Source organism: Bacillus sp. MZGC1 (genome assembly GCF_002998605.1).
Taxonomy (GTDB): Bacteria; Bacillota; Bacilli; order Bacillales; family Bacillaceae; genus Bacillus.
Map to the genome: position 1 here is coordinate 473,089 of NZ_PVRE01000002.1, position 24,983 is coordinate 498,071.

The 24,983-nt window shown below is 40.2% G+C and carries 32 protein-coding genes; 24 read left to right on the forward strand and 8 right to left on the reverse strand.

Going from position 1 to position 24,983, the window contains the following annotated elements; translation table 11 throughout:
* Nucleotides 1–33 precede the first annotated feature (33 nt).
* The 5 genes from C6Y06_RS07580 to C6Y06_RS07605 all read right to left on the reverse strand — a co-directional run bounded on the left by C6Y06_RS07580 (nt 34) and on the right by C6Y06_RS07605 (nt 4,610).
* The gene (locus C6Y06_RS07580; RefSeq protein ID WP_012009774.1) at nt 34–495 is read right to left on the reverse strand and encodes a YkyB family protein; all 462 of its coding nucleotides are present in this window, start codon (nt 493–495) and stop codon (nt 34–36) included.
* Nucleotides 496–1,211: 716 nt separating this feature from the next.
* Complete coding sequence (locus C6Y06_RS07590; protein WP_003211341.1) at nt 1,212–1,427, reverse strand: hypothetical protein; 216 nt, start codon at nt 1,425–1,427, stop codon at nt 1,212–1,214.
* 320 nt (nt 1,428–1,747) lie between these two features.
* Nucleotides 1,748–3,025 (reverse strand): MFS transporter, encoded by a 1,278-nt coding sequence (locus C6Y06_RS07595; protein WP_034662784.1) that lies wholly within the window; start codon nt 3,023–3,025, stop codon nt 1,748–1,750.
* Nucleotides 3,026–3,098: 73 nt separating this feature from the next.
* A complete protein-coding gene (locus tag C6Y06_RS07600; RefSeq protein ID WP_060596140.1) occupies nt 3,099–3,596 on the reverse strand; it encodes a L,D-transpeptidase family protein in 498 nt (165 codons plus the stop codon).
* Between the two features lie 156 nt (nt 3,597–3,752).
* The gene (locus tag C6Y06_RS07605; RefSeq protein WP_106036746.1) at nt 3,753–4,610 is read right to left on the reverse strand and encodes a metallophosphoesterase; all 858 of its coding nucleotides are present in this window, start codon (nt 4,608–4,610) and stop codon (nt 3,753–3,755) included.
* A 137-nt stretch (nt 4,611–4,747) separates the two neighbouring features.
* On the opposite strand from C6Y06_RS07605, the gene fadH reads away from it, so the two are divergent.
* From fadH to C6Y06_RS07680, 15 genes are all read left to right on the forward strand, one after another.
* Entirely contained in the window at nt 4,748–5,512 is a 765-nt protein-coding gene (gene fadH, locus C6Y06_RS07610) for a 2,4-dienoyl-CoA reductase (RefSeq protein WP_034662771.1), read from the forward strand.
* A gap of 64 nt (nt 5,513–5,576) precedes the next feature.
* Nucleotides 5,577–6,797 carry an EAL domain-containing protein gene (locus C6Y06_RS07615; protein WP_060596391.1) on the forward strand — a complete coding sequence of 407 codons (1,221 nt, stop codon included), beginning with the start codon at nt 5,577–5,579 and terminating at the stop codon, nt 6,795–6,797.
* A gap of 260 nt (nt 6,798–7,057) precedes the next feature.
* The gene (locus C6Y06_RS07620) at nt 7,058–7,954 is read left to right on the forward strand and encodes a manganese catalase family protein (protein ID WP_060596142.1); all 897 of its coding nucleotides are present in this window, start codon (nt 7,058–7,060) and stop codon (nt 7,952–7,954) included.
* 184 nt (nt 7,955–8,138) lie between these two features.
* Nucleotides 8,139–8,381 (forward strand): YkuJ family protein, encoded by a 243-nt coding sequence (locus C6Y06_RS07625; RefSeq protein ID WP_003212254.1) that lies wholly within the window; start codon nt 8,139–8,141, stop codon nt 8,379–8,381.
* Nucleotides 8,382–8,526: 145 nt separating this feature from the next.
* Complete coding sequence (locus tag C6Y06_RS07630; RefSeq protein ID WP_034662766.1) at nt 8,527–9,042, forward strand: ribonuclease H-like YkuK family protein; 516 nt, start codon at nt 8,527–8,529, stop codon at nt 9,040–9,042.
* 149 nt (nt 9,043–9,191) lie between these two features.
* A complete protein-coding gene (abbA, locus tag C6Y06_RS07635) occupies nt 9,192–9,383 on the forward strand; it encodes an antirepressor AbbA (RefSeq protein ID WP_003210802.1) in 192 nt (63 codons plus the stop codon).
* Between the two features lie 146 nt (nt 9,384–9,529).
* Entirely contained in the window at nt 9,530–9,973 is a 444-nt protein-coding gene (gene cbpB, locus C6Y06_RS07640) for a cyclic-di-AMP-binding protein CbpB (protein WP_034663872.1), read from the forward strand.
* A 95-nt stretch (nt 9,974–10,068) separates the two neighbouring features.
* Nucleotides 10,069–10,950: a transcriptional regulator CcpC gene (ccpC, locus tag C6Y06_RS07645; RefSeq protein WP_003211236.1), complete on the forward strand. Its 882-nt coding sequence runs from the start codon at nt 10,069–10,071 to the stop codon at nt 10,948–10,950.
* A gap of 118 nt (nt 10,951–11,068) precedes the next feature.
* Nucleotides 11,069–11,491, forward strand: coding sequence for a DUF4275 family protein (locus C6Y06_RS07650; protein ID WP_066030966.1), 423 nt, complete (start codon nt 11,069–11,071; stop codon nt 11,489–11,491).
* Nucleotides 11,492–11,677: 186 nt separating this feature from the next.
* The gene (locus C6Y06_RS07655; RefSeq protein ID WP_060596144.1) at nt 11,678–12,154 is read left to right on the forward strand and encodes a flavodoxin; all 477 of its coding nucleotides are present in this window, start codon (nt 11,678–11,680) and stop codon (nt 12,152–12,154) included.
* Nucleotides 12,144–13,037, forward strand: a complete 894-nt coding sequence (locus tag C6Y06_RS07660) for a WD40/YVTN/BNR-like repeat-containing protein (protein ID WP_060596393.1) — start codon at nt 12,144–12,146, stop codon at nt 13,035–13,037. Before C6Y06_RS07655 ends, C6Y06_RS07660 begins: the two co-directional genes overlap by 11 nt.
* 16 nt (nt 13,038–13,053) lie before the next feature.
* Nucleotides 13,054–13,512: a flavodoxin gene (locus C6Y06_RS07665; protein ID WP_081311417.1), complete on the forward strand. Its 459-nt coding sequence runs from the start codon at nt 13,054–13,056 to the stop codon at nt 13,510–13,512.
* A 109-nt stretch (nt 13,513–13,621) separates the two neighbouring features.
* Nucleotides 13,622–14,332 (forward strand): 2,3,4,5-tetrahydropyridine-2,6-dicarboxylate N-acetyltransferase, encoded by a 711-nt coding sequence (gene dapD / locus C6Y06_RS07670; RefSeq protein ID WP_034662753.1) that lies wholly within the window; start codon nt 13,622–13,624, stop codon nt 14,330–14,332.
* Between the two features lie 84 nt (nt 14,333–14,416).
* Nucleotides 14,417–15,547 carry an N-acetyldiaminopimelate deacetylase gene (locus C6Y06_RS07675; RefSeq protein ID WP_106036747.1) on the forward strand — a complete coding sequence of 377 codons (1,131 nt, stop codon included), beginning with the start codon at nt 14,417–14,419 and terminating at the stop codon, nt 15,545–15,547.
* A gap of 50 nt (nt 15,548–15,597) precedes the next feature.
* Complete coding sequence (locus tag C6Y06_RS07680; RefSeq protein ID WP_003211408.1) at nt 15,598–15,840, forward strand: YkuS family protein; 243 nt, start codon at nt 15,598–15,600, stop codon at nt 15,838–15,840.
* Nucleotides 15,841–15,866: 26 nt separating this feature from the next.
* Here the strand turns inward: C6Y06_RS07680 and C6Y06_RS07685 are convergent, their stop codons facing one another.
* Nucleotides 15,867–16,676 carry a mechanosensitive ion channel family protein gene (locus C6Y06_RS07685; protein ID WP_060596146.1) on the reverse strand — a complete coding sequence of 270 codons (810 nt, stop codon included), beginning with the start codon at nt 16,674–16,676 and terminating at the stop codon, nt 15,867–15,869.
* Between the two features lie 272 nt (nt 16,677–16,948).
* Between C6Y06_RS07685 and ahpA the strand changes: the two genes are divergently transcribed.
* The 3 genes from ahpA to C6Y06_RS07700 all read left to right on the forward strand — a co-directional run bounded on the left by ahpA (nt 16,949) and on the right by C6Y06_RS07700 (nt 19,095).
* Nucleotides 16,949–17,491 carry a biofilm-specific peroxidase AhpA gene (gene ahpA / locus C6Y06_RS07690; RefSeq protein ID WP_034662744.1) on the forward strand — a complete coding sequence of 181 codons (543 nt, stop codon included), beginning with the start codon at nt 16,949–16,951 and terminating at the stop codon, nt 17,489–17,491.
* An 82-nt stretch (nt 17,492–17,573) separates the two neighbouring features.
* On the forward strand, nt 17,574–18,032 hold the full coding sequence (locus tag C6Y06_RS07695; protein ID WP_034662741.1) for a TlpA family protein disulfide reductase: 459 nt from the start codon (nt 17,574–17,576) through the stop codon (nt 18,030–18,032).
* A gap of 481 nt (nt 18,033–18,513) precedes the next feature.
* Nucleotides 18,514–19,095: a Rok-like winged helix domain-containing protein gene (locus C6Y06_RS07700; protein ID WP_034662739.1), complete on the forward strand. Its 582-nt coding sequence runs from the start codon at nt 18,514–18,516 to the stop codon at nt 19,093–19,095.
* 49 nt (nt 19,096–19,144) lie between these two features.
* Here C6Y06_RS07700 and C6Y06_RS07705 read toward each other — a convergent pair whose 3' ends face one another.
* The gene (locus C6Y06_RS07705) at nt 19,145–20,062 is read right to left on the reverse strand and encodes a sigmaE regulated sporulation protein (protein ID WP_106036748.1); all 918 of its coding nucleotides are present in this window, start codon (nt 20,060–20,062) and stop codon (nt 19,145–19,147) included.
* A gap of 84 nt (nt 20,063–20,146) precedes the next feature.
* Between C6Y06_RS07705 and C6Y06_RS07710 the strand changes: the two genes are divergently transcribed.
* Genes C6Y06_RS07710 through moaD form a run of 6 tightly spaced genes read left to right on the forward strand, consistent with a single transcriptional unit; the run spans nt 20,147 to nt 24,281 of the window.
* Complete coding sequence (locus C6Y06_RS07710; RefSeq protein WP_060596148.1) at nt 20,147–20,728, forward strand: molybdenum cofactor guanylyltransferase; 582 nt, start codon at nt 20,147–20,149, stop codon at nt 20,726–20,728.
* Nucleotides 20,729–20,757: 29 nt separating this feature from the next.
* Nucleotides 20,758–21,774 carry a thiazole biosynthesis adenylyltransferase ThiF gene (locus C6Y06_RS07715; RefSeq protein ID WP_060596149.1) on the forward strand — a complete coding sequence of 339 codons (1,017 nt, stop codon included), beginning with the start codon at nt 20,758–20,760 and terminating at the stop codon, nt 21,772–21,774.
* A 9-nt stretch (nt 21,775–21,783) separates the two neighbouring features.
* Nucleotides 21,784–23,061: a molybdopterin molybdotransferase MoeA gene (locus C6Y06_RS07720; protein ID WP_060596150.1), complete on the forward strand. Its 1,278-nt coding sequence runs from the start codon at nt 21,784–21,786 to the stop codon at nt 23,059–23,061.
* Nucleotides 23,043–23,567: a molybdopterin-guanine dinucleotide biosynthesis protein B gene (gene mobB, locus C6Y06_RS07725; RefSeq protein WP_034662725.1), complete on the forward strand. Its 525-nt coding sequence runs from the start codon at nt 23,043–23,045 to the stop codon at nt 23,565–23,567. The genes C6Y06_RS07720 and mobB overlap by 19 nt, the downstream gene beginning before the upstream one ends.
* A complete protein-coding gene (locus tag C6Y06_RS07730; RefSeq protein ID WP_223250461.1) occupies nt 23,567–24,055 on the forward strand; it encodes a molybdenum cofactor biosynthesis protein MoaE in 489 nt (162 codons plus the stop codon). The genes mobB and C6Y06_RS07730 overlap by 1 nt, the downstream gene beginning before the upstream one ends.
* Entirely contained in the window at nt 24,048–24,281 is a 234-nt protein-coding gene (moaD, locus tag C6Y06_RS07735; protein ID WP_060596152.1) for a molybdopterin converting factor subunit 1, read from the forward strand. Before C6Y06_RS07730 ends, moaD begins: the two co-directional genes overlap by 8 nt.
* 46 nt (nt 24,282–24,327) lie before the next feature.
* Here moaD and C6Y06_RS07740 read toward each other — a convergent pair whose 3' ends face one another.
* Nucleotides 24,328–24,705: a Rok-like winged helix domain-containing protein gene (locus C6Y06_RS07740; RefSeq protein ID WP_003211488.1), complete on the reverse strand. Its 378-nt coding sequence runs from the start codon at nt 24,703–24,705 to the stop codon at nt 24,328–24,330.
* Nucleotides 24,706–24,983 lie beyond the last annotated feature (278 nt).

Consider the following 24,983-nt stretch of genomic DNA (forward strand, 5'->3'; position numbering starts at 1 on the left):
ACAAAAAACCACTCGGCATGAGTGGTTTTTTGTTTAAAAATAACTTTCCCCGAGTCGTTTGAAGACGGGCTTTGTGTAATGTGATTTTTGTTTTGTGGCGGTAGGTTTTTCTTTTAAACCGACATACGTTTGAAGTAGTTGCTTTGCTCGGTTTAATGACATATTCGCTTTCGGATTGCGATATGATTGATTTAAATTTCCTAAGTGTGGCAAAAATTCGAAGTCTTCTTTGGTTGGTGGCAGGTGAAAATAATAATCTCCAATTTCAATCAGCACGTCGGACTGTTGTTGACTATATTTGGGATTGTTAGAGAAATGTAGGCCCACTTTTCTTCCTTTACCTTCTTGCAATAGTTTTTGCAGCGCACGTTTTTTCAAAAGATAAAGAAACTTGGGATTTGGTGCGGTTTTAGCATGGCGGTTAACGGTATAAATGGCTTTTGCGATGTTTTCTGCTGTAGGTTCTATGTCTTTAGTATGAGCATAATCGTCCATTTTTTCTCTCCTTTGTCTTTCGTCTTCCTGTGCTTAGTATAAATTATACGTTTTTATTAGTAAATTGCAAATAGAGTTATTGTAAAAGCGATAGGATTCCTAGCTCTCTTATCTACAATAGCCATTCAGGAGGGTTCTAAAACGTGGTTGAATATAAAAATGGCAGAATGATCAGCAAAGACACAGCATCTATTCACTATGATTTTTCTTCTATCTGTTTCAGGTGGAAAGAATGCGGCGCATTTCATTTTCTATATGCTAAAGGTGTTGTATATTCATTCTTTTAAGCATAGTTGAAGCTGCATTGGTAAGCAATTTCTGTATTGAAGTCCGTTTTTTGAAGCAGGATGAGGCTTTGTTGAACTTTCACATAATGAGGAGGTAACTTCTATAAACTTCTTTAATTGAAGGATCTGCAGCATACAGAGCGGTAGCTGACTTGCACGAGCGATATCTTGAAGAAGCACTTTTTCGATAATGTTGGCAAATCCATTGCTGACGGTGTCATTGGTGGGCAAAGGAGAAGAGACGTTCATTGCAAGAAGGGCAGAAGAATTGACTGAATGAAATATATATGAAGTGAACTATTAGTTCATGATAACTACCTATTTTAAATAAATGGGTAGTTTCTCAATTTGGATTCATTTTTACATATTGCGTCTGAAACTTTACCATATGCCTGACAACATGTCGAACATATGGTTTAACAACATGGTCTATTTCTTATGACTTGAATAAGCGCAATAGAAGCAACCATTAAAATCAGTTTCATTCGTCATTTGTTTAGCTTCATCAATGGCGCTCTCGCCACTCATGTGCAGACCAATCAATTTACGGCTTGCAGCATCACCTAAAAATGCACAATCTTCTGTATGTACAACATACTGTCCTTGATCATCTTTTGTATGAATAAAATAATAACTTTTTAGCATACCCCTCACCTCCAACCTGACTATCCTACTATAAAACTTCCAAAGATGTAAAGAAATTTTATAAAAATTTTTGCAATTTTATACACGTTCCTGTTTTTTGAAAAAAAGAAATAAAGGCTAAATAATGAAAGGGATTGATAGAATGGATGTAAGAGGTAAAAGTTAAAAAAGAAGAATGGATCGATTGAAGGGTATGTTGACTCCTCTATTGGTTGATGTTGCTTCAAATAGCTTCAATCAACAGAGTAAATAACGTCGTAGGGCGTTTCAGCTATGAAAAAAAGGACTTCCTTTTAAAGAAAGCCCTTTTTCCTGTTCAATTATTGCGCTCCCTGGCCTTTTAGTTCTCGCTGCACGTCTAAGTCGGCAGCTTCTCTGCTGAACTTCGGCAGTGTAATGAAGTAAAAAAGGAAAACGAGTAAAATAATAACGCCCATTCCGTAATAAATATAAGAAACGTTTGTAATGAGTTTTGGAAATAGTACCGCAATCAGACCTAATGTCATGGATTGAGCAAACATGGTAAGTGGATCAACCCATCCTGACACACGTCCCATCAGACGAGGATGGACGATTCTCGGCAGCCAGCCGCCAATGACAATGTTGACCGGTCCAATACATGTACCAATGACAAATGATGTGACATAAAACAACCATAGTGTATGGGTGGAACCAAGTACAAAAATCAGAATGCCTGCAACCAAAATCGGAAGCGACATGAGATATTGCATCTTTACTTTTTTAGCGAGAACAGAGCCCATTAAGCTGCCAACAAGTAGACCGGCACCGATCGCGATTGTAAAGAAGGATGTATGCAGTTCAAAATGGTCCGGTGAAAGGCCATATTTCATTGTAAACATTGGAAGTACAGCAAATGCGCCATTGACTAGACCAAAAACAAAAAAGCCAAAAATTAAAGAAGCCAATAATTTATTTTTTATAATGTAAAGAATGCCTTCTTTAAAATCTTTTAGAGACGTTTTAATGGTCATGCCTCTCCAGCCTGCTTGTCCATTTGGCTGACGTGCTTCAATTGGAATGTTACATGAACGAATCAGGATGCCTGAAACAATAAAACTGATCAAATCAATGGTAATGGCACCGTGAAGTCCAATTGTCTTATACATAATAGCACCGATTCCAACACCAAATACCATGAATAAACTAAACAGCATTTGATTTAAGCCAGCGGCTTTGGCATATTGATCTTTATTTAAAATCGCCTGAACGAGAGAGGCTTCAGCTGGATAGAAGAACTTCGTAATGGCACTTCGTATAAACAAGATCAAGAAAATAAGTGGAAGTGAATTGAAATAAATCACAATGAATAAAACAATCGTCAGCCCAGCTCGTATCCAATCGCAATTCTCTGCGACTTTTTTACGATCAAAACGATCTGCTACTACACCGACCATAAAAAAGACAAAGATCGTTGGAAGTGAATACATGAGCTCTGCTAATGTGGCATAGGCGGGCTGATGACTAAAATGATCGAGCAAATAAAAGGCAAACGCCATATTGCCTACTGTTGTCCCCATTTGCGAAGCAAGTGCTGCAAAAAAGAGACGAACAAAATTTCTGTTTTTAAAAATATCCATAAATACGCTCCTTAACCTGAAGATCCCACTTTATATCATATAAAATTTTAAGCATTCATACAATTAATTTCTCCTACTGGCTAATGGTCACAGGTGTTCCGTTTGGAACGATTGAAGCAAGTTCGATGACATTCTGATTATACATACGAATGCACCCTCTAGACACAGCTTTACCAATTGAAGACGGGTTATTCGTACCGTGGATGCCGTAATGAATTTTCGATAGGCTCAGCCAATAGGCGCCAAAGGGACCTCCTGGGTTTGGCTGTCTGTTGACAATATAATAAGAACCTGTCGGTGTCATATTTAAAATTCTTCCTGTTGCGATCGGATACGACCGAATAAGCTGTGATCCAGAAAACAATACGAGACGTTTCCTTGAAATCGAAACAGAGATGCGGTAAGGGATCGAACTAGGATCGGGCAGACCAGGAATGATGATGACCTCATTTTGTACAGGCTCTTGACCTTGAAGTGACGGATTTGCAGCCTTTAAAGCATCTGTTGTTGTTCGGAAATCAAGTGCTATAGAAGCAAGGGTTTCTCCATTTTTCACCGTATATCGCAGCACCAAAGGACACTCCTTTCACTCAAATAAAAGAAGCCATGATGTCCGTCACTAGATATATATATGGACGGAATCAGGCGAAGGAAGGTTTCTCCTAACATTTGTCATGAGAAAGATCTTTGATTATACATATGCAAAAAGGAGCAATTTGGCTTCTGTCTAAATGCGAGAGGAGAGGGTGAAAAAGGTTAATTCAGGTTTGGCTAAAAATCGAAGTGGCAGTCTTGTTGTCCCAAGTCCGCGGTTGACATAGATTCGGTGCTGATAACTTCCGTATAAACCTTCCACATATGTATGGCCGTAAGGTGCTGTGAGAATGGGGCCATAGAAAGGAAGCTGCACCTGTCCGCCATGGGTATGTCCAGAAAGCTGCAAGTTAATGGGAGTTGTATTTAACTCCAATGCTGCATCAGGCTCATGTACGAGCAGTAACGTAAATAAATCAGAGGATACTTCCCGCTTAATCAGGTCATAATCCGGCACACTCATCATCAGGTCATCCAATGTAGCAATCTGAATATGCGCCCCTTCTTTTTCTAATTGAAACACATCATTTTTACATATTGTAAAACCGCAAGCTTTCATCGTTTTCTCATAAAGATCAACGCCAAATGGTCCGTAGTCATGATTTCCGCATATCGCGAGCTTACCAAACGGGGCATGGAGCTTGGTCAAATATGCTTTCGCTTTTTCATGCTCTTCAATCGATGCTTGAAAATCAACGAGGTCACCTGTGAACACAATGAGGTCTGGAGACTCAGCGTTGATTTGCTGGACGACGGATTCTAATTCTTTCGCAGGAAATGTATCACTTAAATGAACATCACTAAATTGAGCGATTTTAAACTGGTCAAATGAAGCTGGAAGTTGAGCATCCTGAATGATCAGTGACACGGTATCGATCATGCGTGGTTCGATGTATCTGGCATATCCGTATCCACATGTTGTAGCTAAAAAACCGAGAATGCTCGCGCCAGCTGCTCCTTTTAAAAACTGTCTCCGAGAAAGTTGCTTCATATAAGACTCCTTTATAAATAAAATTAAGTATAGCATCATATTTGATGAATCTCCCATATGGTGCATCTAGGGTCAATCATGATATGATAGAAAATAATGAATGAATAGTCATTCAAAACCACAGAGGGGGAGAACAAATGACGAAACAAACAGTGATTGTCACAGGGGGATCAAGCGGAATGGGGAAGGCGATGGCTGCCCATTTGGCACACGGAGGCTGGAATGTCGTGATTACTGGAAGAACGGAAGAAACGTTAGAAAAGGCGGCAAATGAAATAAAGCAGAATGGCGGCTCGATCGCTTACTTCCAAATGGATGTGCGAAATCCAGAGGATGCCGATCAAATGGTCAAGTTTGCGGTAGATACATTTGGTGATGTGGACGCTCTGATTAACAATGCTGCAGGAAACTTTTTGGTTCCAGCAGAAAAACTGTCTCCTAACGGCTGGAAGGCTGTCATAGATATTGTATTAAATGGAACATTTTTTTGCAGTCATGCAGTGGGCAATTACTGGATTCGTCAAAAGAAAAGGGGAAGTATGATCAATATGGTGGCTACCTATGCATGGGGTGCTGGTGTAGGTGTGGCGCATTCAGCGGCAGCAAAGGCAGGTGTTTTATCTCTCACTCGAACGCTTGCAGTGGAATGGGGAAAGCAATATCGAATTCGCGTCAATGCCATCGCACCAGGACCAATCGAGAGAACAGGCGGTGCGGATAAACTGTGGGAATCGGAAGAGGCAGCGCAAAGAACATTAGATAGTGTTCCTCTTGGCAGACTGGGCACACCAGAGGAAATTGCAGAGCTTGCGAGCTTTTTATTATCTGAGCAAGCCTCATATATAAATGGAGATTGTATCACGATGGATGGGGGTCAATGGCTCAACCAATCCCCATTTTGAATGACGATGTAAGACCTGCTTTTGATGTGTTATAATCACACAAAGAGAGAAGCAGGTGATGAAAATGGTCGATCCATTGGATATTTTAACGAATATTGAAGATGTTTTCCCGCACTATCAAGCCATATTCAGTGCGGAAGAGCAAAAAGTGATAGGCTATGAGATTTTAGGAAGAATGAAGCTTGAGTCTGAAACAGTTAGCCTAGGCTCCTTCTTTACGGATTCATCTATTCCTGACGAATATAAAGTGGAAGTAGATCATAAAGTACTGACGCAAGCACTCGATCTTTTCACAACAGCAGATGATGATTTGCTCATTTTTATTAATCATGATGCAAATATCCTGATGCTTGATCATGGTGAAAGCTTTTTAGAACTTTTGAAGGAATATGAAGCAAGGGGCATTCAGCTTAATCGGTTTGTTATCGAATTTACAGAGCATACGTTTAGCGGCGATATTGAACAGCTTTACCATACGATAACGTATTTTCGTACATATGGTATTAAAATCGCCATCTCGAATATTGGAAAAGAAAGCAGCAATCTTGACCGGATTGCCTTGCTCTCACCCGATCTATTAAAAATAGATTTACACGCATTAAGGGCATCGGCTCCTTCTCCTTCCTATGAATATGTCTTGTACAGCATTTCATTGCTTGCGAGAAAAATAGGGGCGGCTTTAATTTATGAAGACATTGAAGCAAATTTTCAGCTGCAATATGCTTGGAGAAATGGTGGCAGATACTTTCAAGGGTTCTATCTTCACGAGCCGGTGGCGGAATTAATCGACCGCAATAAACGAAAAGATCAGCTGAGAGAAGAATTCCAGCAATTTATTGCCCATGAGAAAAAGAAACTTCAAACTGTCTACGAACATTCTGAAACATTTTATAAGCGAATTCATCAAGCGGTCACGACATTAAAAAAATCATGCAGCACAAATGATGAACTCATCCAAAAGCTGGCATTAGAATTAACGGATTGCAGCTTTCGGATTTATATGTGTAATGAAGAAGGCTTTCAAATCACTGGTAATGTGTTTAAAAAAGAAAAAGAATGGCTGTTTCAGCCTGAATATATCGAGAAAAACTGGAGCTGGCGCCCTTATTTCCTAGCGAATATTCTCCAAATGAGAATGAGCGGGAAAGGATTTTTCAGTGATATTTACAGCGATTTAGAAACCGGTGAGAGGATACGTACGTTTTCTTATCCGTTAGAGGGAGACATGTATTTGTTTATAGACCTTCCGTATGCCTATTTATATGAGCAAGATGGATTAATTTAAAAGCAGCCGTTTAGGCTGTTTTTTTAAATAGAAAAAAGAAATAAAAAATGGTTGACAATGAAACTGATAATCATTATCATTTAGTTATAGAGAGAAGCTACTCTCTGTTCCCCAACCCCTCTATCAGATCAAGATCCAAAAAACTTGGCGCTACCCCCGCCAAGTTTTTTTTGTGCTTTTCATCTTCTCCTCATGCATAGGACATCCCAATCCCTCCATACATCTTAAGTGATGATAGTTAGACGGTAGGAGGGAACGTCATGATCAAACGCGACAAGCGGCTGCTGATTGATTTGCCAAGACCAGATCACCCAGATGCAAATGGTGCTGCTGCTGTGCAAGAATTACTCGGCGGAAAATTCGGTGAAATGTCCACATTAAATAATTACATGTTTCAATCCTTTAACTTTAGAGGAAAACGAAAACTCAAACCGTTTTATGACCTCGTATCCAGTATTACGGCTGAAGAATTCGGTCATGTAGAACTTGTGACCACAGCTGTGAATCTTATGATTACAGGGACCACCCATGGCGGAGATCCAGATACGACACCGATGAAAGCGGCTGTCGATAAACGAAATACACAGCATTTTATTCAAACGGCTCAAACAGGCTATCCGTTTGATTCCATGGCAAAACCTTGGACCGGGGAGAATGTGTTCTCAAGCGGCAACCTGATTCTTGACCTCCTTCATAACTTCTTCCTTGAATGCGGAGCTCGTACACACAAAATGCGCGTATATGAAATGACAGATCATCCTACAGCAAGAGAGATGATCGGTTATTTACTCGTCAGGGGCGGAGTGCATGTTGTGGCATATGCAAAGGCGCTTGAGGTAGCCACGGGTGTAGATCTAGGAAAGATGTTGCCGATCCCAAACCTCGACAACAAATACTTTGATTCAGCGAGGAAATTTGAAGACCAAAATGTCCATACAAAGCTGTACACATTTAGTGATACGGATTACAAGGACATTAATAAGATTTGGAAAGGCAACCATCCGATTGATGGAAAGCCGCTCACAGTGATTGAGGGTACGCCTCAAGGAGCACCTGTGCCAGATTATAGAGAATTACCGGAAGAGTTTGCCCCAGGCATTTCCAAAGAGGATTTTGACGAAATTGCCAAACGGCTGATGAGATCTGCGGGTTTATAAAAAACATGGCGCATGAGATCAGAAAAAAGACTCAAACTAAAAAAACAGATTCTTTTTCTTTTTTTGAATTCAAGAGGAAAAATATCATCTGAGAACACTTTATGGTATGATGCTTTGTAGGACTTGTGTATAATCAATACGGGTTCATCTTGAGTTGTTTTTTTGAAAGGAGTCTTTTTTTAGAATGTCACAATTAATGGGTATCATTACAAGGCTGCAAAGTCTTCAAGAGACAGCAGAAGCTGCAAACGAACCGGCACAGCGTTATTTCGAAGTGAACGGTGAGAAAATCTGTAGTGTTAAGTATTTCGAAAAGAATCAAACGTTTGAATTGACTGTTTTTCAACAAGGGGATAAGCCAAATACTTTCCCATTTGACAACATTGATATGATTTCGATTGAGATTTTTGAGCTTCTACAATCCTAAGCTGAATCGTATGAAATGTTTTTTCTAAGGATTCCTTCGTTTATTTGCGGCAATATACATGTGTCATTATTGGCTGTGTACAAATGGAAGATGATCAATCAGCGCATATTTCGGATAAGAGACCATTAAAAAGGAGTTCCTTTCTGTGAGTGATTCTTTTTACTACAATCTTTCTGAAGATTATTTAGCGTTTTCTGATGTCGTCATGAGAATGAAAGACTTTATTCGAAAAGACCCTAGATCCGCCTATGTGTTATCAATTGGTACGGACTCTCAGGTCAATCAAAATGTCACAAGATTTATGACTGCAATTCATCTCCACCGGATTGGCAAAGGGGCTTGGGGCTGCCTCACACAACAAGTGATCAGCAGGCCTGTGCAAAGTCTTAGAGAAAAAATTTCATTAGAGACAGCGTTTAGCCAAAAGGTATGTGCAGACATCCTTGAGGGACCTTTAACAGAACTGATGGATTTGCTTCTTCCGTTTGCTGAGGAAGGGGCAGACCTCCGGTTTGAAGCCCATCTAGATATTGGAAAAAAAGGAAGTACGAAAGAGCTGATCCAGGAAATGACCGGAATGATCACAGCTATGGGAATTGAAGCTAAAATAAAACCCGACTCATACGCAGCATTTTGCTATGCCAATCGATACACAAAATAAATTCCGTCATTTTTCTCCAAACCTTGTCGAAACGTGCGGTTGACGATTCGATTCTAGTTCCTTATTCTAGCTGTATAGAGAGGAAGCAGACATTCAAAAGCCTGCTAATCAATATAAAAGCATATATGAAACAGGGGGCCTGATGTTGGATGAGCGTCATCGAAAATCGTTTTAATGAAGAAGAGAAAAAGCTATTATTAAACGTATTGCTGAATCAGGAATATGCTGTCGAATTACTAAGCAGTGAGATCAATGATATAGAATGTGGAACAAAAAATGTCGATGACAATACGTATAAGCAATTGATCACATTGTATGACAGAGTAAGGTTTGAGAATTAATATTGATTTAACATTCTATTAGATACTCGGGAGCTGAGTATCTTTTTTATGCAGAAAAAATCTTTCGACAAATTTCGTTTTAGTTTATGCTTAATGGTAAAGGGGAATGTATGATTGATGATCGAGAGAAAAGGGGTCGAAGAAACATGATAGAGATAGAACCAACTCAATTGCTTGAGTCAACAATAGCCGAGCATATGATTGATGCAGATAAAGTGGCACATGTTCAAATTGGAAATAACCTTGAGCATGCCTTATTGGTACTAACAAAAACAGGATATACAGCCATCCCGGTTTTAGATCCTTCTTATCATCTGCATGGGTTAATTGGAACGAATATGATCATGGATAAGATCTTTGGTTTAGAACGAATTGAATTCGAAAAGCTGGACCAACTGAAGGTAGAAGAGGTCATGCTGACTGATATTCCAAGACTTAAAACAACGGACCCTGTGCTAAAAGGCGTTCACGCTGTGACGAATAATGGATTTGTTTGTGTAGAAAATGAGGAGCAAGTCTTTGAAGGAATATTTACACGACGTGTTGTATTAAAGCGCTTAAATGAAGTGATTCATGCCGCGAAAAAATGAGCTGAAGCCCAGCTTATTTTTTTGCCTTCATAAGCTATAATTTATATAATGACCATATGGAATAAGAAAATCTTATAGAGAGAAAGGGGACGCCCATGCAGCTTCAGGAGTTACATATGCTTGTTGTGCTTAGTGAAGAATTGAATATGAGAAAGGCTTCGGAGCGGCTCTTTGTCTCTCAGCCTGCTTTATCCCAAAGATTGCAGACGATCGAAAAAGAGTGGGGAACCAAAATCTTTTTTCGTTCTCAGAAAGGGCTCACCGTGACTTCGGCAGGTGAACAGATCATTCAATTTGCAAAAGAGGTGACGGTTGAGCAAGATCGAGTGAGAGAACGAATCGATGAACTTGAAGGGGAAATTCACGGTACACTAAAGCTTGCGGTTGCATCCATTATTGGACAGCACTGGTTGCCGAAAGTGTTAAAGCGGTATGTCGAAAAATATCCAAATGCGAAGGTATCACTTGTGACCGGCTGGAGTAGTGAAATGCTCAAAAGCTTATACGAGGACCACGTGCACATTGGAATTATTCGCGGAAACCCTGATTGGAAGGGAACAAAGGAATATTTGATGACAGATCATTTATATTTAGTCGATTCTGTCATCAAAGACGTGGACGAGTTAATCGAGACAGAACGCCCGTTTATTCAATTTAAAAGTGACAGCACGTATTATCAGGAAATCCAGCACTGGTGGCACCAAAAATTTAAAGTGTCTCCAAAGCAGACGATTCTAGTGGACCAGATTGAGACATGTAAACAAATGGCCTACCACGGCATCGGCTACGCCATTTTGCCTTCAGTCACCTTATATGACCACGAAAAAAGTGTTCATAAAACACCGCTTGTTGACGTGAATGGAGAGCAAATCGGACGTGACACATGGCTGCTAGGCTATGAAGCTTCTTTTCAATTAAAACAGGTGCAAGCATTTGTCGGTGTGGTCAAAGAAATGCTTGAAAGTGATGCGGTGTAAGTACCTTCTTGGAAGAGGAAGGTGCTTTTTTAGGTAAATAATCAGTTTGATTAAATTTACTTATTGCACGCATATCCAATAGATAGATGGAGCGAATCATAGAGGAGACTTCGATCTTATGAAAAACAATCAATTAATCAAAATGAACAAACCTGAATGGGGAGATCGTTTGCGCGTGAGGTGGCGTGAACGTTTTGCTAGTCATCTTTCAATTAAAGAACAAAACGAGATATCAATAGATGATTTTTTATGGCATTTATGCAGTTTTGGAATGGTTACATGCCTTGAAAAGGCTGAAGCGATAGACGCATTTTTTCACCAATCAAAGGATAAGTGTACTGTTTTTTATCAATTTGTTGACGAGGCGTATCTTTTCGAAAATGCCAGCTCTCTTTTAATCAATGATTTACGATATGAGTCTAATAATATGGATTATAACGATATGTATGTGATGGATTGGAATGAAAAATGGACATTTGTGATGACGCACGAAACGGATTATGGTCCATATTTTATTCGAATAGATGAATTGAACGAATGAGGAACCGATGATCTCTTCGATATGAAAAACCCGCCTTCCAATTGGAATGAGCGGGTTTTTCATTGGGTTATAGTAATGATTGGTCAAAGCTTTTTCATAAAATCATTTGACAATGAAAATCATTATCATTTAAAGTGTACATATAATAATTGAAAATGATTATCATTTAGATGAGGTGACCGATAGATGAAAGCACTAATTGCATTTGCGAGTATGTCTGGTAATACAGAAGATATGGCAGCAATCATAAAGCAAACACTTGAAGGAAAAGGGATAGATACGGAGATGATGGAATTTGATGATACGAATGCAGAGGACCTTTCTTCATACGATTATGTGTTCATCGGTTCTTATACATGGGGTGATGGTGATTTACCTTATGAAGCTGAGGATTTTTATGAAGAGGTCTCTACGCTTGAACTAAGTGACATCAAAGCAGCTGTGTTCGGATCTGGAGATTACAGCTACCCGAAGTTTTGTGAGGCTGTCCATACATTTCATAACATGCTCAAATCAACCGGTGCATCCGTATTTCCTGAAACATTGAAAATGGAGCTTGCGCCAGATACAGATGAGGATGTGGCGTGCTGTCAGGAATTTGCTACGAGCTTCTTAACGTGGGCGGCGTTATCTGAGAAACGAGTTGAAAATCATGTTTCATAAAGGAGCGACAGCTGTTGCTGCTTCTAAAAGTGGTGGATACTTTGTCGCTGTAAAACGGGAAGGTATTTTTCACTACAGTGTGGAGAGCGGGTGGCAGCAGCTCTTTAAGCTCAAGCATAAAATTCATGCCATCAGCTATATCGGACCTTATTTATTCGGTGTTGGTGAAAATGGCACAGTGATTAGATCAGGAGATGAAGGCAATACATGGGCGCTATCATCATTTCCAACAAATGCAGTCGTTTGGTCTATTACAGGACGCAAAGACGGGTTTGTGTGTGCACATGGAAAACATAGTATTTATGTGTCAAATGATTTCGGGATTTCCTGGGAAATTATGAAGCCATTTGCTCATGTGAACCACCCGCCTGTTATTCGTTCTTTATGTGCTGCAGGTGATCACCTTTATATTGGAACACAGATTCATGAGGTTCACGGAGGAATATGGATGTATGACTTGGAGAGTGAGCAGGTTTTCCTCCTAAACAGAGAGGAGCACCGGATGACAGCTTCTATGCTGCTCTGTCAGGAACATCTTCTTGTTTGCGCATTAGGATCAAAAAAAGGAAAAAAGGGGTCTGTTCAAATTTTAGATTTACATACAAATATGCTGCATGATATTCAATCACAGGCCTTTGCTAGAGAGGAATCATTTTTGGATGTGTCAGAGGATAATGGAATTGTATATGTGACCACCTCACAAGATGAACACGGATTTTCTAAAGTGTATCAGCTTGATATTGAGCAAAAAGAGCTCAAATGGTTTGATACGATCAAAGGACACGGTTTTCGTGTAGCCAATCAAAATGAAAACTTTTTCTGTGCTGGTTTATATGAAAGCAAGTTTGTGAGGCCATATGAGGAGCCGGCATTGATTCATTGATAAGGAGGAAGAAAAAGTGACAGAAAAGGTTTTATTGGTGTATGCCACGATGTCTGGGAATACAGAAGCGATGGCAGATTTAATTGAAAAAGGAATAACAGAAGCGGGAGCTAGCGTGGACCGGCATGAAGCGATGGATATTGATGCAGAGCTTCTCAATGATTACACGCACATTATGTTAGGTGCGTACACATGGGGAGATGGTGACCTTCCTGATGATTTTATTGATTTATATGAAGAAATGGAAGAGCTTGATTTAACGGGAAAAGCATTTGCTATATTCGGTTCTGGGGATACATCTTATGAGCATTTTTGCGGAGCTGTTGACCTAATCGAAGAAAAAGTGAAGGAACTTGGCGGTGACATTGTCTTGCCATCAGTCAAGATTGAGCTGAATCCAGAAGGAGAAGAAGAAGAGAAATTGATTTCTTTTGGCAAACAATTTGTTCATCTTCACCAGCAGGAAGCGGGGTAATCGGTCCCGCTTGTTTTATTTTCCATTGAAGAGTCAACTCTTTCACTTGTCATTAAAACTCTCCTTTGGTACAGTAATGAAGTATAAATTAAGAGGAGGACATACATACATGAAACAAATGGACGCTAATGAAATTATTTCATTTATTCAAAATAGTACAAAATCAACACCTGTGAAAGTCTACATCAAAGGTGATTTAGAAGGTATTAAATTTGGTGAACATGCAAAAACGTTCATCACAGGAAACACTGGAGTTGTTTTCGGTGAGTGGAGCGAAATCCAAGAAGCGCTGGAAACGAACAAAGACAAAATTGAAGATGTTGTCGTGGAAAATGACCGCCGCAACTCTGCAATCCCGATGTTAGATTTAAAGAACATTAAAGCACGTATTGAGCCAGGTGCTATCATTCGTGACCAAGTAGAAATCGGTGATAATGCAGTCATCATGATGGGAGCTTCTATTAATATCGGTTCTGTGATCGGTGAAGGTACGATGATTGACATGAACGTGGTGCTTGGTGGCCGTGCAACAGTAGGTAAGAACTGTCATATCGGTGCTGGGTCTGTTCTTGCAGGTGTCATTGAGCCGCCGTCTGCTAAACCAGTTGTTGTAGAAGATGATGTTGTCATCGGTGCGAACGCTGTTGTTCTAGAAGGTGTGACAATTGGTAAAGGTGCAGTCGTAGCAGCTGGTGCGATCGTTGTGAACGATGTGGAGCCTTACACAGTTGTAGCAGGTACACCTGCAAAGAAAATCAAAGACATTGATGAAAAAACAAAAGGTAAAACGGAAATCAAACAAGAACTGCGTCAGCTTTAATTCACATAATTCGCAGTTGAAGACATAGACGTGGATGATATATATCCACGTCTTATTCGTATAGAGGAAAGGAAGCGAGTTCACTTGTTAAATCGTGAGCAATTAATATCCATTCGAAGAGATTTACACCAAATCCCTGAGCTTGGTTTTAAGGAATTCAAAACACAAGCGTATCTCATCAAGCATCTTGGTGCTTATTCAAAAGATCGAGTTGAGATGGAAACGTGGCGCACTGGACTTTTTGTTAAAGTAAAGGGAACAAATCCTGAGCGCGTTTTTGCTTATCGTGCAGATATGGACGGCCTCTCTATTCCTGAGGAGACAGGGTATCCATTTCAATCAGTACATGAAGGGAACATGCACGCATGTGGACATGACCTTCATATGACCATCGCACTTGGAATCATTGATCATTTCGTTCATGAGCCAATCAAAGAAGATCTATTATTTATGTTCCAGCCGGCAGAAGAAGGTCCAGGCGGAGCTGAACCGATGCTTACAAGCGATGTGCTGAAAAAGTGGACGCCAGACTTTATTACAGCGCTGCATATTGCACCTGAATATCCTGTCGGAACGATAGCCACAAAGCCAGGGCTGTTATTTGCTAATACGAGTGAGCTTGTGATTGATCTTGAAGGAAAAGGCGGACACGCTGCTTACCCTCATTTAGCGAATGATATGGTTGTGGCTGCGAGTGCACTTGTAGGTCAACTGCAATCGGTTATTTCTCGTAATGTCGATCCTCTTGATAGTGCGGTCATTACGATTGGCACGATTAGCGGCGGAACGGCTCAAAATATCATTGCCCAGCATGCAAAGCTTGACGGCACTATTCGTACACTTTCACCAGAGTCTATGGATAAGGTGAGAAAGCGAATTGAAGCACTAGCAAAAGGGATTGAAATTGGCTACGAATGCAAGGCAACCGTGCGATACCCTTCATCTTATTACGAAGTGGACAATTCAAAGGATCTGACAGAGGAATTTATGTCATATGTTGCCGGAGAAGGGCTTGCGAATGTGGTTGAATGCAGAGAAGCCATGACAGGAGAAGACTTTGGCTACATGTTGAAAAAATACCCTGGATTCATGTTTTGGTTAGGGGTCGATTCAGAATATGGCCTGCATCATGCAAAACTCATGCCTGATGAAAAAGCGATAGAAACAGCTGTAAACGTTATGACAGCTTATTTCAAAAAGCAAGCAGGTGAATGAATAATCAAGCTGCCTCCTGTACACCTTATGAACAGGAGGTGTTCTTGATTATGACAAGAATTGGTGTAGAACCATCTTTATCCGATGTAGAAGAACTACTGAAGCAAAAAGGGTATGACGTCGTACGTATTCAAAATGAACAGCAAATGGATCAGTGTGACTGCTATGTGGTCACAGGGCTGGATTCAAATGTTCTTGGCATTTCAGACACAACGACAAAAGCATCTGTGATTACTGCGTCAGGTATGACGGCTGATGAAATTTGTCAAGAAGTAGAACAGCGTGTTCAATAAAACAAACAAGAAAAAGAACCGGTAGATTATAATCCCGGTTCTTTTTGCTCTTTTTCTATATCGAGTACTTCTTTCATTTTTTTGCGCAAGATTCGTTCTACCCGCCATTGCTCCATTGTTTCGGTTTTAGCTATGATGCGCAGTACGAGGGAAGAGGAGCCGAACGCCTCCACGCCGACAACTTGAGGTCCTTCGATAATTTGAGGGATTTCTTCCCGAACCTCATCACACGCAGCTTGAAGGGCTGTGATCATTTGATCCACATTCTCTTCTGGAGATAACTCGATATCAACGAGTGCCTGCATCGTCCCTCTTGAATGGTTGCTCACGTTCAATATACTTCGATTTGGGATAAAATGAAGGGTGCCGTCAAAGCTTCGAAGCTGAGTGGTTCTAAGTCCAATTTGTTCTACGATCCCATCAAAGCCAGCAACTGTTATATATTCTCCCACATCGAATTGTTTCTCTAATAATATAAAGAATCCTGTCACAATATCACTCACTAGTCCTTGAGCGCCAAAACCGATCGCAAGCCCCACAACGCCTGCGCCAGCTAGCAAAGCGGTCGGGTTATAATGAAATAAGTCGAGGATCATGACCACTAGAATAAAAATCAATATGTAGGCGAAAATATTTAACGTGAGACTTTGCAGCGTCTGAGCTCTTGATAAAGAGACGTCATGCTTTTCAGAGAATGTGGAATAGGCACGCCTAATCATCTTGTTTCCGATGACTCTGATGATAAAATAAATCGCAAAAATAACGATTAATTTTAGCAAAATCATACTGCTATTGAGGATAATGGAAACCCAATCTACTTGTTCAAATGCTTTCATGTTCTTCAAAACCTTTCTATGTATGCTCTAATAGAGAAGCTAATCATTTGTTCCCTTATGCAAGACATGTTAAACTTTTGTTAAGTGGAGCAAGAGATTGTGACAAATCGTTAATTAAATTTATTATTAATTAATATTGACTAAAAACCGCTTAAGTATTATAATTGTAATTGTGAAGTTATTAACTAAATGAGAATTTCAACTTTTGATTCTCATTTTATATACAGCTTAGAAGTCTGTATAAAGATATTATTTTTTGGAGGGATTTACATATGGCAGAGCGTTTTGTAGGAAAACAAGCTCCACGTTTTGAAATGGAAGCAGTACTTGCTAACAAGGAATTTGGAAAAGTGAGTTTAGAGGAAAACATGAAGAATGACAAATGGACAGTTCTTTTCTTCTATCCAATGGATTTCACATTTGTTTGCCCAACTGAAATTACAGCAATGAGCGATCGTTATGATGAGTTCGAAGATTTAGATGCAGAAATCATTGGTGTATCTACTGATACAATCCATACGCATCTTGCTTGGATCAACACAGACCGTAAAGAAAATGGTCTAGGTGAATTGAAATATCCGCTAGCTGCTGACACAAACCACACAGTATCTAGAGAATACGGCGTTTTAATTGAAGAAGAAGGTATTGCACTTCGCGGTCTATTCATTATCAACCCAGAAGGCGAACTTCAATATCAAACAGTATTCCACAACAATATCGGTCGTGATGTAGATGAGACATTACGTGTTCTTCAAGCATTACAAACTGGTGGACTTTGCCCAGCTAACTGGAAGCCTGGTCAAAAAACACTTTAATTGATAGCTGAAGAAACAGGAGGGTCTAACTGATGTTAGACCTTTTTGTTTCGACACATACAATGGATGGAGGCGCTTCAAAATGAAATTACGTCAACCAATGCCAGAACTAACTGGTGCAAAAGAATGGTTAAATGGAGAAGTAACAAAAGAAGATCTAATTGGTGACAAACCAACATTGATTCATTTCTGGTCAGTCAGCTGTCATCTTTGTAAAGAGGCCATGCCTCAAGTCAATCAATTCCGTGATGAATACAAGGATCAACTAAACGTTGTAGCCGTTCATATGCCGCGTTCAGAGGATGACCTAGATCTAGATAAAATCAAAGAGGTTGCGAAAGAGCATGAAATCACGCAGCCAATTTTTGTGGACAGTGATCATCACTTAACAGAAGCCTTTGAAAATGAATATGTACCAGCATATTATGTATTTGATAAAACAGGTGCTCTGCGCCACTTCCAAGCTGGCGGAAGCGGAATGAAAATGCTTGAGAAACGTGTCAATCGAGTGCTTTCTGAGTCTGAAAAGGCTGCAGAATAGGCTTTCCCCCATAAATGGGGGTTTTTTCATGGACAAAAATAGGCGACCTATTGCACGGAATGGACTTTTTATGTACGTGTCATTCCTAAGAAAAGAGAAATTGAGGGAGTTTATTAAAAAATATTCCTGAAACAAAAGGGCATTAAGACCTATTTACTTTTTTGTTTTGAAATGAAAATGTAAAGATTTTAACTTTTTACTATTCAGAACGTTTTTGCACAAAAGAAATTTCAGTTTGGTAAATAACGATGTAAATCAAGTAGTATAAGTGTTTATTCAAATTTTTTACAATATTTTAAAGTTTGTCAAAAGCCTTTAGTGGCAATGAAATGGATGCCGATTGTTCCTCTTTGGCAAAATTTTAGTTGAAAATACCTATCTGATAGCAAACTGTAAAATGATAAAAAAATAGTTGATAAAATTAGTTTTCTAATCTAATATTTACTATAGAATATTTTTTATATGATGAGGGGGAAATCCATTGTTTAATGAGAGGGAAGCGTTACGATTACGATTGGAACAACTAAACGAAGCAGAAGTAAAGGTCATCCGTGAATATCAAATTGAGCGAGATGCGATTTATGCAAAATTAAGAGAATTAGACCGTCAAGGAACAGGTCTAGTGTCAGATACAAAAAAAGAAGTGCGTACAGAAAGAAAGACGGATTCGCTGCCTGTATTAGCTGAACTGGCTGCACAAGAAATGAGAAGCTACCAGCCGCCGGCACAATCACAATCAAATCCTGCATCATCTTTAGGAACAGGACAGCTAAACGGTGTACCTGTAGGTATTCCTGAAGGATCTACTAGACGCAGAAGAGGCACAGCCCGCCCTGGTTCAAAGGCAGCTAAGCTTCGTGAAGCTGCGATTAAAACGTTAAAGCGTCATAATGCGGCGATTAAAAGCTCTGAGCTTCAAAAAGAGATTGAAAAAGAGAGCGGTCTTGAAATTCCAAATATGACAACGTTTATGCAAAGCTTAATTAAGATGTATCCTGAAGTGAAAAAGCCATATCGCGGACAGTATATTTTAGAAGGCGACATTCAAACAGAAGACGAATAAATAAAAAGAAACTGCTGACGTAAAAGCCAGCAGTTTTTTATTGCGAGAATTACTTTTTTTGGTCAACTGTATAGACAATTTTTCGTTCCTTTGACAGTTGATCACGCTGTTTTTTGAAGCCATCGATCTTCACTGTCATGACCTCTCCATTTCGCTGCACCGCATCGACTTGTGCCTGGAGTATTTGAACTTGTTCGTTCAGCTTTTTCAAGATGGGTTCGATTTCTTCCGTTGTTTGCAGGAAGCTGTCTCGAGAGAATGGCTGTGAATTTGTTTGAGCTGACTGGTCAATATCAGCAAAATGAGATGCGATCCATTCCTCACTTTCTGCTAACTGCTTTTGATAGCTTGTGAGCGTTTCATAAAAAATCGTTTCCTTTGCTTTTTCAATTTGCAGTAATTTCTCTTGTGTTTCATAAAAACGCTCCTGAAGATGTCTGACGCCTTCCTGTAATAAATGGAGCTCTGAGTTTTTATCACCCAATGTTTGCTGCAGTTTCTCAATCACAGCGGATAAAGTATTTCCTTTTTTCTCCTCTTTTGCAAGCCGTTGATCTTGATCTTGCATCCGTTCATTTAATTGTTGAGAGATTTCTTTATATTTGATCACTTTTAAATGCAGCCGGTGTTTTTCTTCCGTTTCTTTTCTTCTATGAAAGGTTTCCTTTTGCAACATTTCATGAAGAAGGACTATTTTATGTAATAATTCAGATTTGCTGTAGGAGAGATCCTGTATTTTTGAGGCTGCATCGTCTTGATCAATGGTCATTTCATCCAATTGTTGTTTTAATAGCGTGTAATCCTTTTTCATCTCATGATATTCTTGAGTTAACTTCTTATTTTTAGAATACGTATATGAGGACTGTAAATCAGAGATCATTTGTTGATATTTGGCTGTTTCAGCTTTTAAGTATAAATTCTCTTGAGATAGGTCATGGAATAGGGGAGAAGCATGGCGCCTGTTCATAGATAGACCCTCCTTATTCATGTTACCAATAAAGTATGCGAAATGAGTGCGATTAGAACAACCATATCCAAGGAGGGTGAGAGAATGGATGTAGTGAATGTCATTTTAGCTGGAGGAGCTTCCAGACGTTTTGGAGAGCCAAAGGCAAGTTATATGTATCAAGGAAAACCACTATATGAGCATGTGAAAAATCAGCTTTTGAAAGGACAGACGGTCATCATCAGCCATCCATCACTTCTGCCCTTTTTTAAAGAAAGAGGTGAACGAAGTGTGTGGTTAGATGATGAACAGGTGCGCGGATGCGGGCCGCTTGCCGGCATGTATACGGCGATGCAAAAGCAAGAAGCAGCATGGTATTTGGTGATGGCATGTGACATGCCCTTCATACGGAGGGAGACCGCCGAAGCATTATCGTCCTATTGCAGCGAGCACGTAGATGCTATCATCCCGCTTGTTCAGGGCAGATTACAGCCTTTATTTGCGCTTTATCACCGCCGCTGTCTGCCGTCCATTGATGCGTGTTTAAAAGAGAATCAATTAGCCATCAAAGAGTTACTTCAAAGGCTTAAGGTGCGCATCGTCCCAGAGGAGGAACTGAACGTAACACCAAATGAATTTCGAAATATCAATAAAAGAAGCGATTTACCTGAAAACGGTATGATATGATACATAAAAATGGTGAGGAGAGAACAGCATTGAATGACCGATATTCAAGACAAATCTTGTTCCCTCCGGTTGGGGAAAAGGGTCAGCGTGCGCTTGCTGACAGTCATGTTCTGATCGTTGGAGCCGGTGCACTTGGAACTGCCTCCGCTGAAGGGCTTGTCCGGTCTGGGATCGGCACGTTGACGATTGTTGATCGTGATTATGTAGAGTTTTCAAATTTACAGCGGCAGCAGCTGTACACAGAACATGATGCAAAGGCACATGTGCCAAAAGCAGCTGCGGCAAAAAAACGTCTCCAAGAGATCAATCATGAAGTGATCATACACGCCCTGATTGAAGATGCAGGCGCGAGGCTGTTAAGACCGTTATTTCAGAGCGCAGATATTGTCATTGATGCGACGGATAATTTTGAGACGAGAATGGTGATGAATGATTTATCGCAGGAAACGAAGACGCCGTGGATATATGGCGCTTGTGTGAGCAGCCAGGGGATGTATATGACCATTTTGCCGGATAAAACGCCGTGTTTATCGTGTGTCTTTACAGAACTGCCTGTTGGCGGCTTGACGTGTGATACAGCGGGGATTATTTCTCCAGCAGTTCAAATGGTTTCTGCTTATCAGCAAACAGAGGCGCTAAAATATTTAACAGGACATGAAGATCAAATCGAACGGAAATTTGTCACATTTGATCTTTGGCAGGCGACATCGTTTAAAATGGATTTGTCTCGTACTAAGCAGAAGAACTGCCCATCCTGCGGTGAAGAAAGAACCTATCCTTATTTACATGAGCAGCGTAAAAAAACGACGATTCTTTGCGGACGGGATACAGTTCAAGTTGTATCTAAAGATTTAGCAAATCTATCATTTCAGCATATGAAAGAGAGGCTGTCATCTATTTGTGAGGTGGAAGTGAATGACTTCTTAATCCATGTCCGCTATGAATCTTATCGTATTGTCTTTTTCAAAGGTGGACGTGCATTAATCCATGGGACGAATGATGAAAAAGCAGCCAATTCATTACTAGCAAGACTGCTAGGGATATAGGAGTGAAGTGTGATGGAAAGACGTCAGCCAATTCCAGTAGAAGAAGCCATTCAGAAAGTCCATCAATATGAAAAGCATGGAGAAGCAGAATGGGTGCCTTTAAAAAATAGCCTTGAAAGGTTCATTGCAGAAGATATTTTAGCAGATCATGATGTTCCTGCATTTGATCGTTCCCCGTATGATGGTTTTGCACTTCGGGCAGAAGATACAAAAGAAGCGTCAAGCGAGCATCCGGTTGAATTTGAGGTCATTGACCATATTGGTGCAGGAATGGTCTCAGCAAAAACCATCGGTCCCTTTCAAGCCATCCGTATCATGACAGGAGCAAAAATCCCGGATGGAGCAAATGTCGTCATCATGCTTGAGCTGACTAAGACCTTCGAAAAAGACGGCAAATCATACATGTCACTTAAAAGACCGCTGAAAAAAGGGGACAATATTTCTCGTCAAGGAGAAGAAGTACTTGAAGGAAATGTGATGGTCAAAAAAGGAACCAAAGTAACTCCGGGCGTTACGGCCCTATTGGCGACATTTGGATATGGTGTAGTGCCAGTTGTCAAAAAGCCAGTGATCGGCATCATCTCAACAGGTACAGAGCTTCTTCAAGTGAGTGATGCGATGGTGGACGGTAAGATTAGAAACAGTAATCTTAGTATGGTTTATGCCCAGATACTTGAGGCCGGGGGAGAGCCGCTTGATTTAGGCGGTGTGTCTGATGATTTTGACAAAAGCTATCATGCAGTCAAAGCAGCCTTAAGCAAGGTAGATTTCTTAATCACAACAGGCGGTGTGTCAGTAGGTGATTTTGACTTTCTCCCTGCGATTTATGAAAAGCTGGGAGCTGAGGTGCTGTTTAATAAAGTGGCCATGAGACCCGGAAGTGTGACGACGGTTGCTGCAATGCCAAATGGTCAACTGCTGTTTGGGCTGTCAGGAAATCCCGCTGCCTGTTTTGTTGGCTTTGAATTATTTGTGAAACCGATGATCTATAAATGGTCTTTGAAGAAGCAGCCGTTTCCTGCTTTTGCTGAGGCGAAGCTGACACACGATTTTCCAAAAGCCAATCCGTTCACTCGATTTGTCAGAGCGGCACTACAATTCACGGGCAGTCAGCTCAGTGTGACCCCAACAGGTCTTGATAAATCAAGTGCCGTGACCTCTATTGCAGATGCTAACTGTTTCATCGTGCTGCCCGGAGGAACAAGAGGTTTTAAGGCCGGTGATCAGGTCCATGTTCTGCTGTTTCAGCACGAAGGAGAGGGTTCCCCATGCTGGATGACACATTAAGCATATTACAGGTGGTCGGTTATCAAAACAGCGGCAAGACTATGTTGATTGAAAAGCTCTGTCAGCTGGCTGTACTTGACGGGCTGAAGCTAGGCTGCTTTAAACACCATGGACATGGCGGTAAACCAGATCGTCTTTTGAAAGAAAAAGACACCGATCGATATGTTCAAGCAGGTGCATTTGCCGCTGGCGTGGAAGGAGAGGGTGAATTTCACTTTTCAATGCAGCACATCACGTTAGAGCAGTTGCTCAACATGTGTCAGCATCTTCCATTAGACGCTGTCTTGATAGAAGGGTATAAACAGGCACCATACCGCAAAATCGTTTGTGTAAAGAATGAAGAGGAGCTCATTGATCTTTCAACTCTTTCCAATATACAAGCAGCTATTTATTTTTCTCAAGAGTTTCAATTAATCGAAAATTACTCGTTTCCAGTGTTTTCAGCCTTTGAAAAGGGCGCAGTCACATTTGGTTTTAACTTATTGAAGGGAGGCGTCTCTGCTTGATTGAATTTTTTAAAATAACAAAAACGCCGATTGATGTAAACGAATTGATTCAGCATGTGACAAGGCGAAAGGCAGGGGCCATTACGACGTTTATCGGGACGGTCAGAGAGTGGACAAACGGCAAAAAAACATTGCGTTTAACTTATGAAGCATACATACCAATGGCTGAAAGCATGCTAAGTCAAATTGGACAAGAAATCAAGAAACAGTGGCCTGAAACTGAAGCAGCCATTGTGCACCGGATCGGGACACTTGATATAACGGATATTGCTGTTGTGATAGCCGTTTCATCTCCTCATAGGAAGGCTGCATACGAAGCGAACGAATATGCCATTGAGCGAATTAAGGAAATCGTTCCAATTTGGAAAAAAGAATATTGGGAAGACGGGGAAGCCTGGATAGGTGATCAGCTTGAAACGGTTTCATATCCAGAGGGGAAACCTAGCGATCTTCAACTTGCAAAGAAAGAAGGTGATCAGCTTGATTAGTGTATTATTGTTCGCCGGCCTTGCTGAGAAGGCCGGTAAACAACAAATCATCATTCAAAAAGATCAAACAACGGTTGATGAGATTAAATTAGAATTACAGGAGGTATATGGTGTTGATGCTGCACAAAACGTGATGGTTGCAGTCAACGAACTATATACGAGGGAAAACGCTGAAGTGCGTAGCGGGGACACTGTTGCATTCATTCCTCCTGTAAGCGGTGGATAATAGATATTAGAGGATTTGGTTATGGCCAGCGGCTGTAACCAATTTTTTATGTGTGAAAAGATTGTAGAGGTATTTGGGTGTGATCTTCGTAAATAAAACATCCCCTTCGTGCTTTAGAAATGTGAGGGTCGAGCTGCTGGATCAGATCATACAATTCGCTAATTCGTCTCACATTGAAATCTGTCTGGGCTTGAAGCTGTTCTTTTAATTCTTTTGTACTCACAATGCTTCCCTTTTTCTCTTTAATAATATCTACGCATCTAGCAGCGTAGTATATTTTGTCATTAGAGGGTCTGCTTTCTTTCATATCAAGTAATTTGAGCTCATGATAAATCAGTTCTCTTTCCTTTCGAAAGTATTGCCATGCTTCTTGTTCCTTTTCATAAAGTAAAATCAATTGTGTTTTCAATTTTTCTCTTAACATTCACTTGACTCCATTTCCACTATCATTTAACCTACCTCTATTTTACATTATATGAAAAAATAACTTTTGATCAAGTAAAAACCTTATATTTTTCATTTTTTAATATGAAAGTATTGATACTAAAGGCTCATTTGTTCTATAAAAGAAACCAATCATAGTCCTATAAAGCCGGGATTTGTCGAAATTACTAGGATTATTTTAACAAAAAATTGTTGTGTCTAACTAAGACCATCCGAATTCAAAGGAAAAGGATATTTATTCCGAAAGACATGTGGTTT

Excerpts from the sequence above, each read along its gene's own strand:
- abbA (WP_003210802.1), top strand. The coding sequence starts at position 9,192 with ATGAGCGTCATCGAAAATCGTTTTAATGAAGAAGAGAAAAAGCTATTA.
- ahpA (WP_034662744.1), top strand. The coding sequence starts at position 16,949 with ATGGCAGAGCGTTTTGTAGGAAAACAAGCTCCACGTTTTGAAATGGAA.
- C6Y06_RS07740 (WP_003211488.1), bottom strand. The coding sequence starts at position 24,705 with ATGTTAAGAGAAAAATTGAAAACACAATTGATTTTACTTTATGAAAAG.
- C6Y06_RS07615 (WP_060596391.1), top strand. The coding sequence starts at position 5,577 with ATGGTCGATCCATTGGATATTTTAACGAATATTGAAGATGTTTTCCCG.
- C6Y06_RS07650 (WP_066030966.1), top strand. The coding sequence starts at position 11,069 with ATGAAAAACAATCAATTAATCAAAATGAACAAACCTGAATGGGGAGAT.
- C6Y06_RS07660 (WP_060596393.1), top strand. The coding sequence starts at position 12,144 with ATGTTTCATAAAGGAGCGACAGCTGTTGCTGCTTCTAAAAGTGGTGGA.
- C6Y06_RS07625 (WP_003212254.1), top strand. The coding sequence starts at position 8,139 with ATGTCACAATTAATGGGTATCATTACAAGGCTGCAAAGTCTTCAAGAG.
- C6Y06_RS07605 (WP_106036746.1), bottom strand. The coding sequence starts at position 4,610 with ATGAAGCAACTTTCTCGGAGACAGTTTTTAAAAGGAGCAGCTGGCGCG.
- C6Y06_RS07705 (WP_106036748.1), bottom strand. The coding sequence starts at position 20,062 with ATGAACAGGCGCCATGCTTCTCCCCTATTCCATGACCTATCTCAAGAG.
- C6Y06_RS07695 (WP_034662741.1), top strand. The coding sequence starts at position 17,574 with ATGAAATTACGTCAACCAATGCCAGAACTAACTGGTGCAAAAGAATGG.
- dapD (WP_034662753.1), top strand. The coding sequence starts at position 13,622 with ATGAAACAAATGGACGCTAATGAAATTATTTCATTTATTCAAAATAGT.
- mobB (WP_034662725.1), top strand. The coding sequence starts at position 23,043 with ATGCTGGATGACACATTAAGCATATTACAGGTGGTCGGTTATCAAAAC.
- C6Y06_RS07620 (WP_060596142.1), top strand. The coding sequence starts at position 7,058 with ATGATCAAACGCGACAAGCGGCTGCTGATTGATTTGCCAAGACCAGAT.
- cbpB (WP_034663872.1), top strand. The coding sequence starts at position 9,530 with ATGATAGAGATAGAACCAACTCAATTGCTTGAGTCAACAATAGCCGAG.
- C6Y06_RS07595 (WP_034662784.1), bottom strand. The coding sequence starts at position 3,025 with ATGGATATTTTTAAAAACAGAAATTTTGTTCGTCTCTTTTTTGCAGCA.
- ccpC (WP_003211236.1), top strand. The coding sequence starts at position 10,069 with ATGCAGCTTCAGGAGTTACATATGCTTGTTGTGCTTAGTGAAGAATTG.
- C6Y06_RS07685 (WP_060596146.1), bottom strand. The coding sequence starts at position 16,676 with ATGAAAGCATTTGAACAAGTAGATTGGGTTTCCATTATCCTCAATAGC.
- C6Y06_RS07590 (WP_003211341.1), bottom strand. The coding sequence starts at position 1,427 with ATGCTAAAAAGTTATTATTTTATTCATACAAAAGATGATCAAGGACAG.
- C6Y06_RS07580 (WP_012009774.1), bottom strand. The coding sequence starts at position 495 with ATGGACGATTATGCTCATACTAAAGACATAGAACCTACAGCAGAAAAC.
- fadH (WP_034662771.1), top strand. The coding sequence starts at position 4,748 with ATGACGAAACAAACAGTGATTGTCACAGGGGGATCAAGCGGAATGGGG.
- C6Y06_RS07710 (WP_060596148.1), top strand. The coding sequence starts at position 20,147 with ATGGATGTAGTGAATGTCATTTTAGCTGGAGGAGCTTCCAGACGTTTT.
- C6Y06_RS07655 (WP_060596144.1), top strand. The coding sequence starts at position 11,678 with ATGAAAGCACTAATTGCATTTGCGAGTATGTCTGGTAATACAGAAGAT.
- C6Y06_RS07680 (WP_003211408.1), top strand. The coding sequence starts at position 15,598 with ATGACAAGAATTGGTGTAGAACCATCTTTATCCGATGTAGAAGAACTA.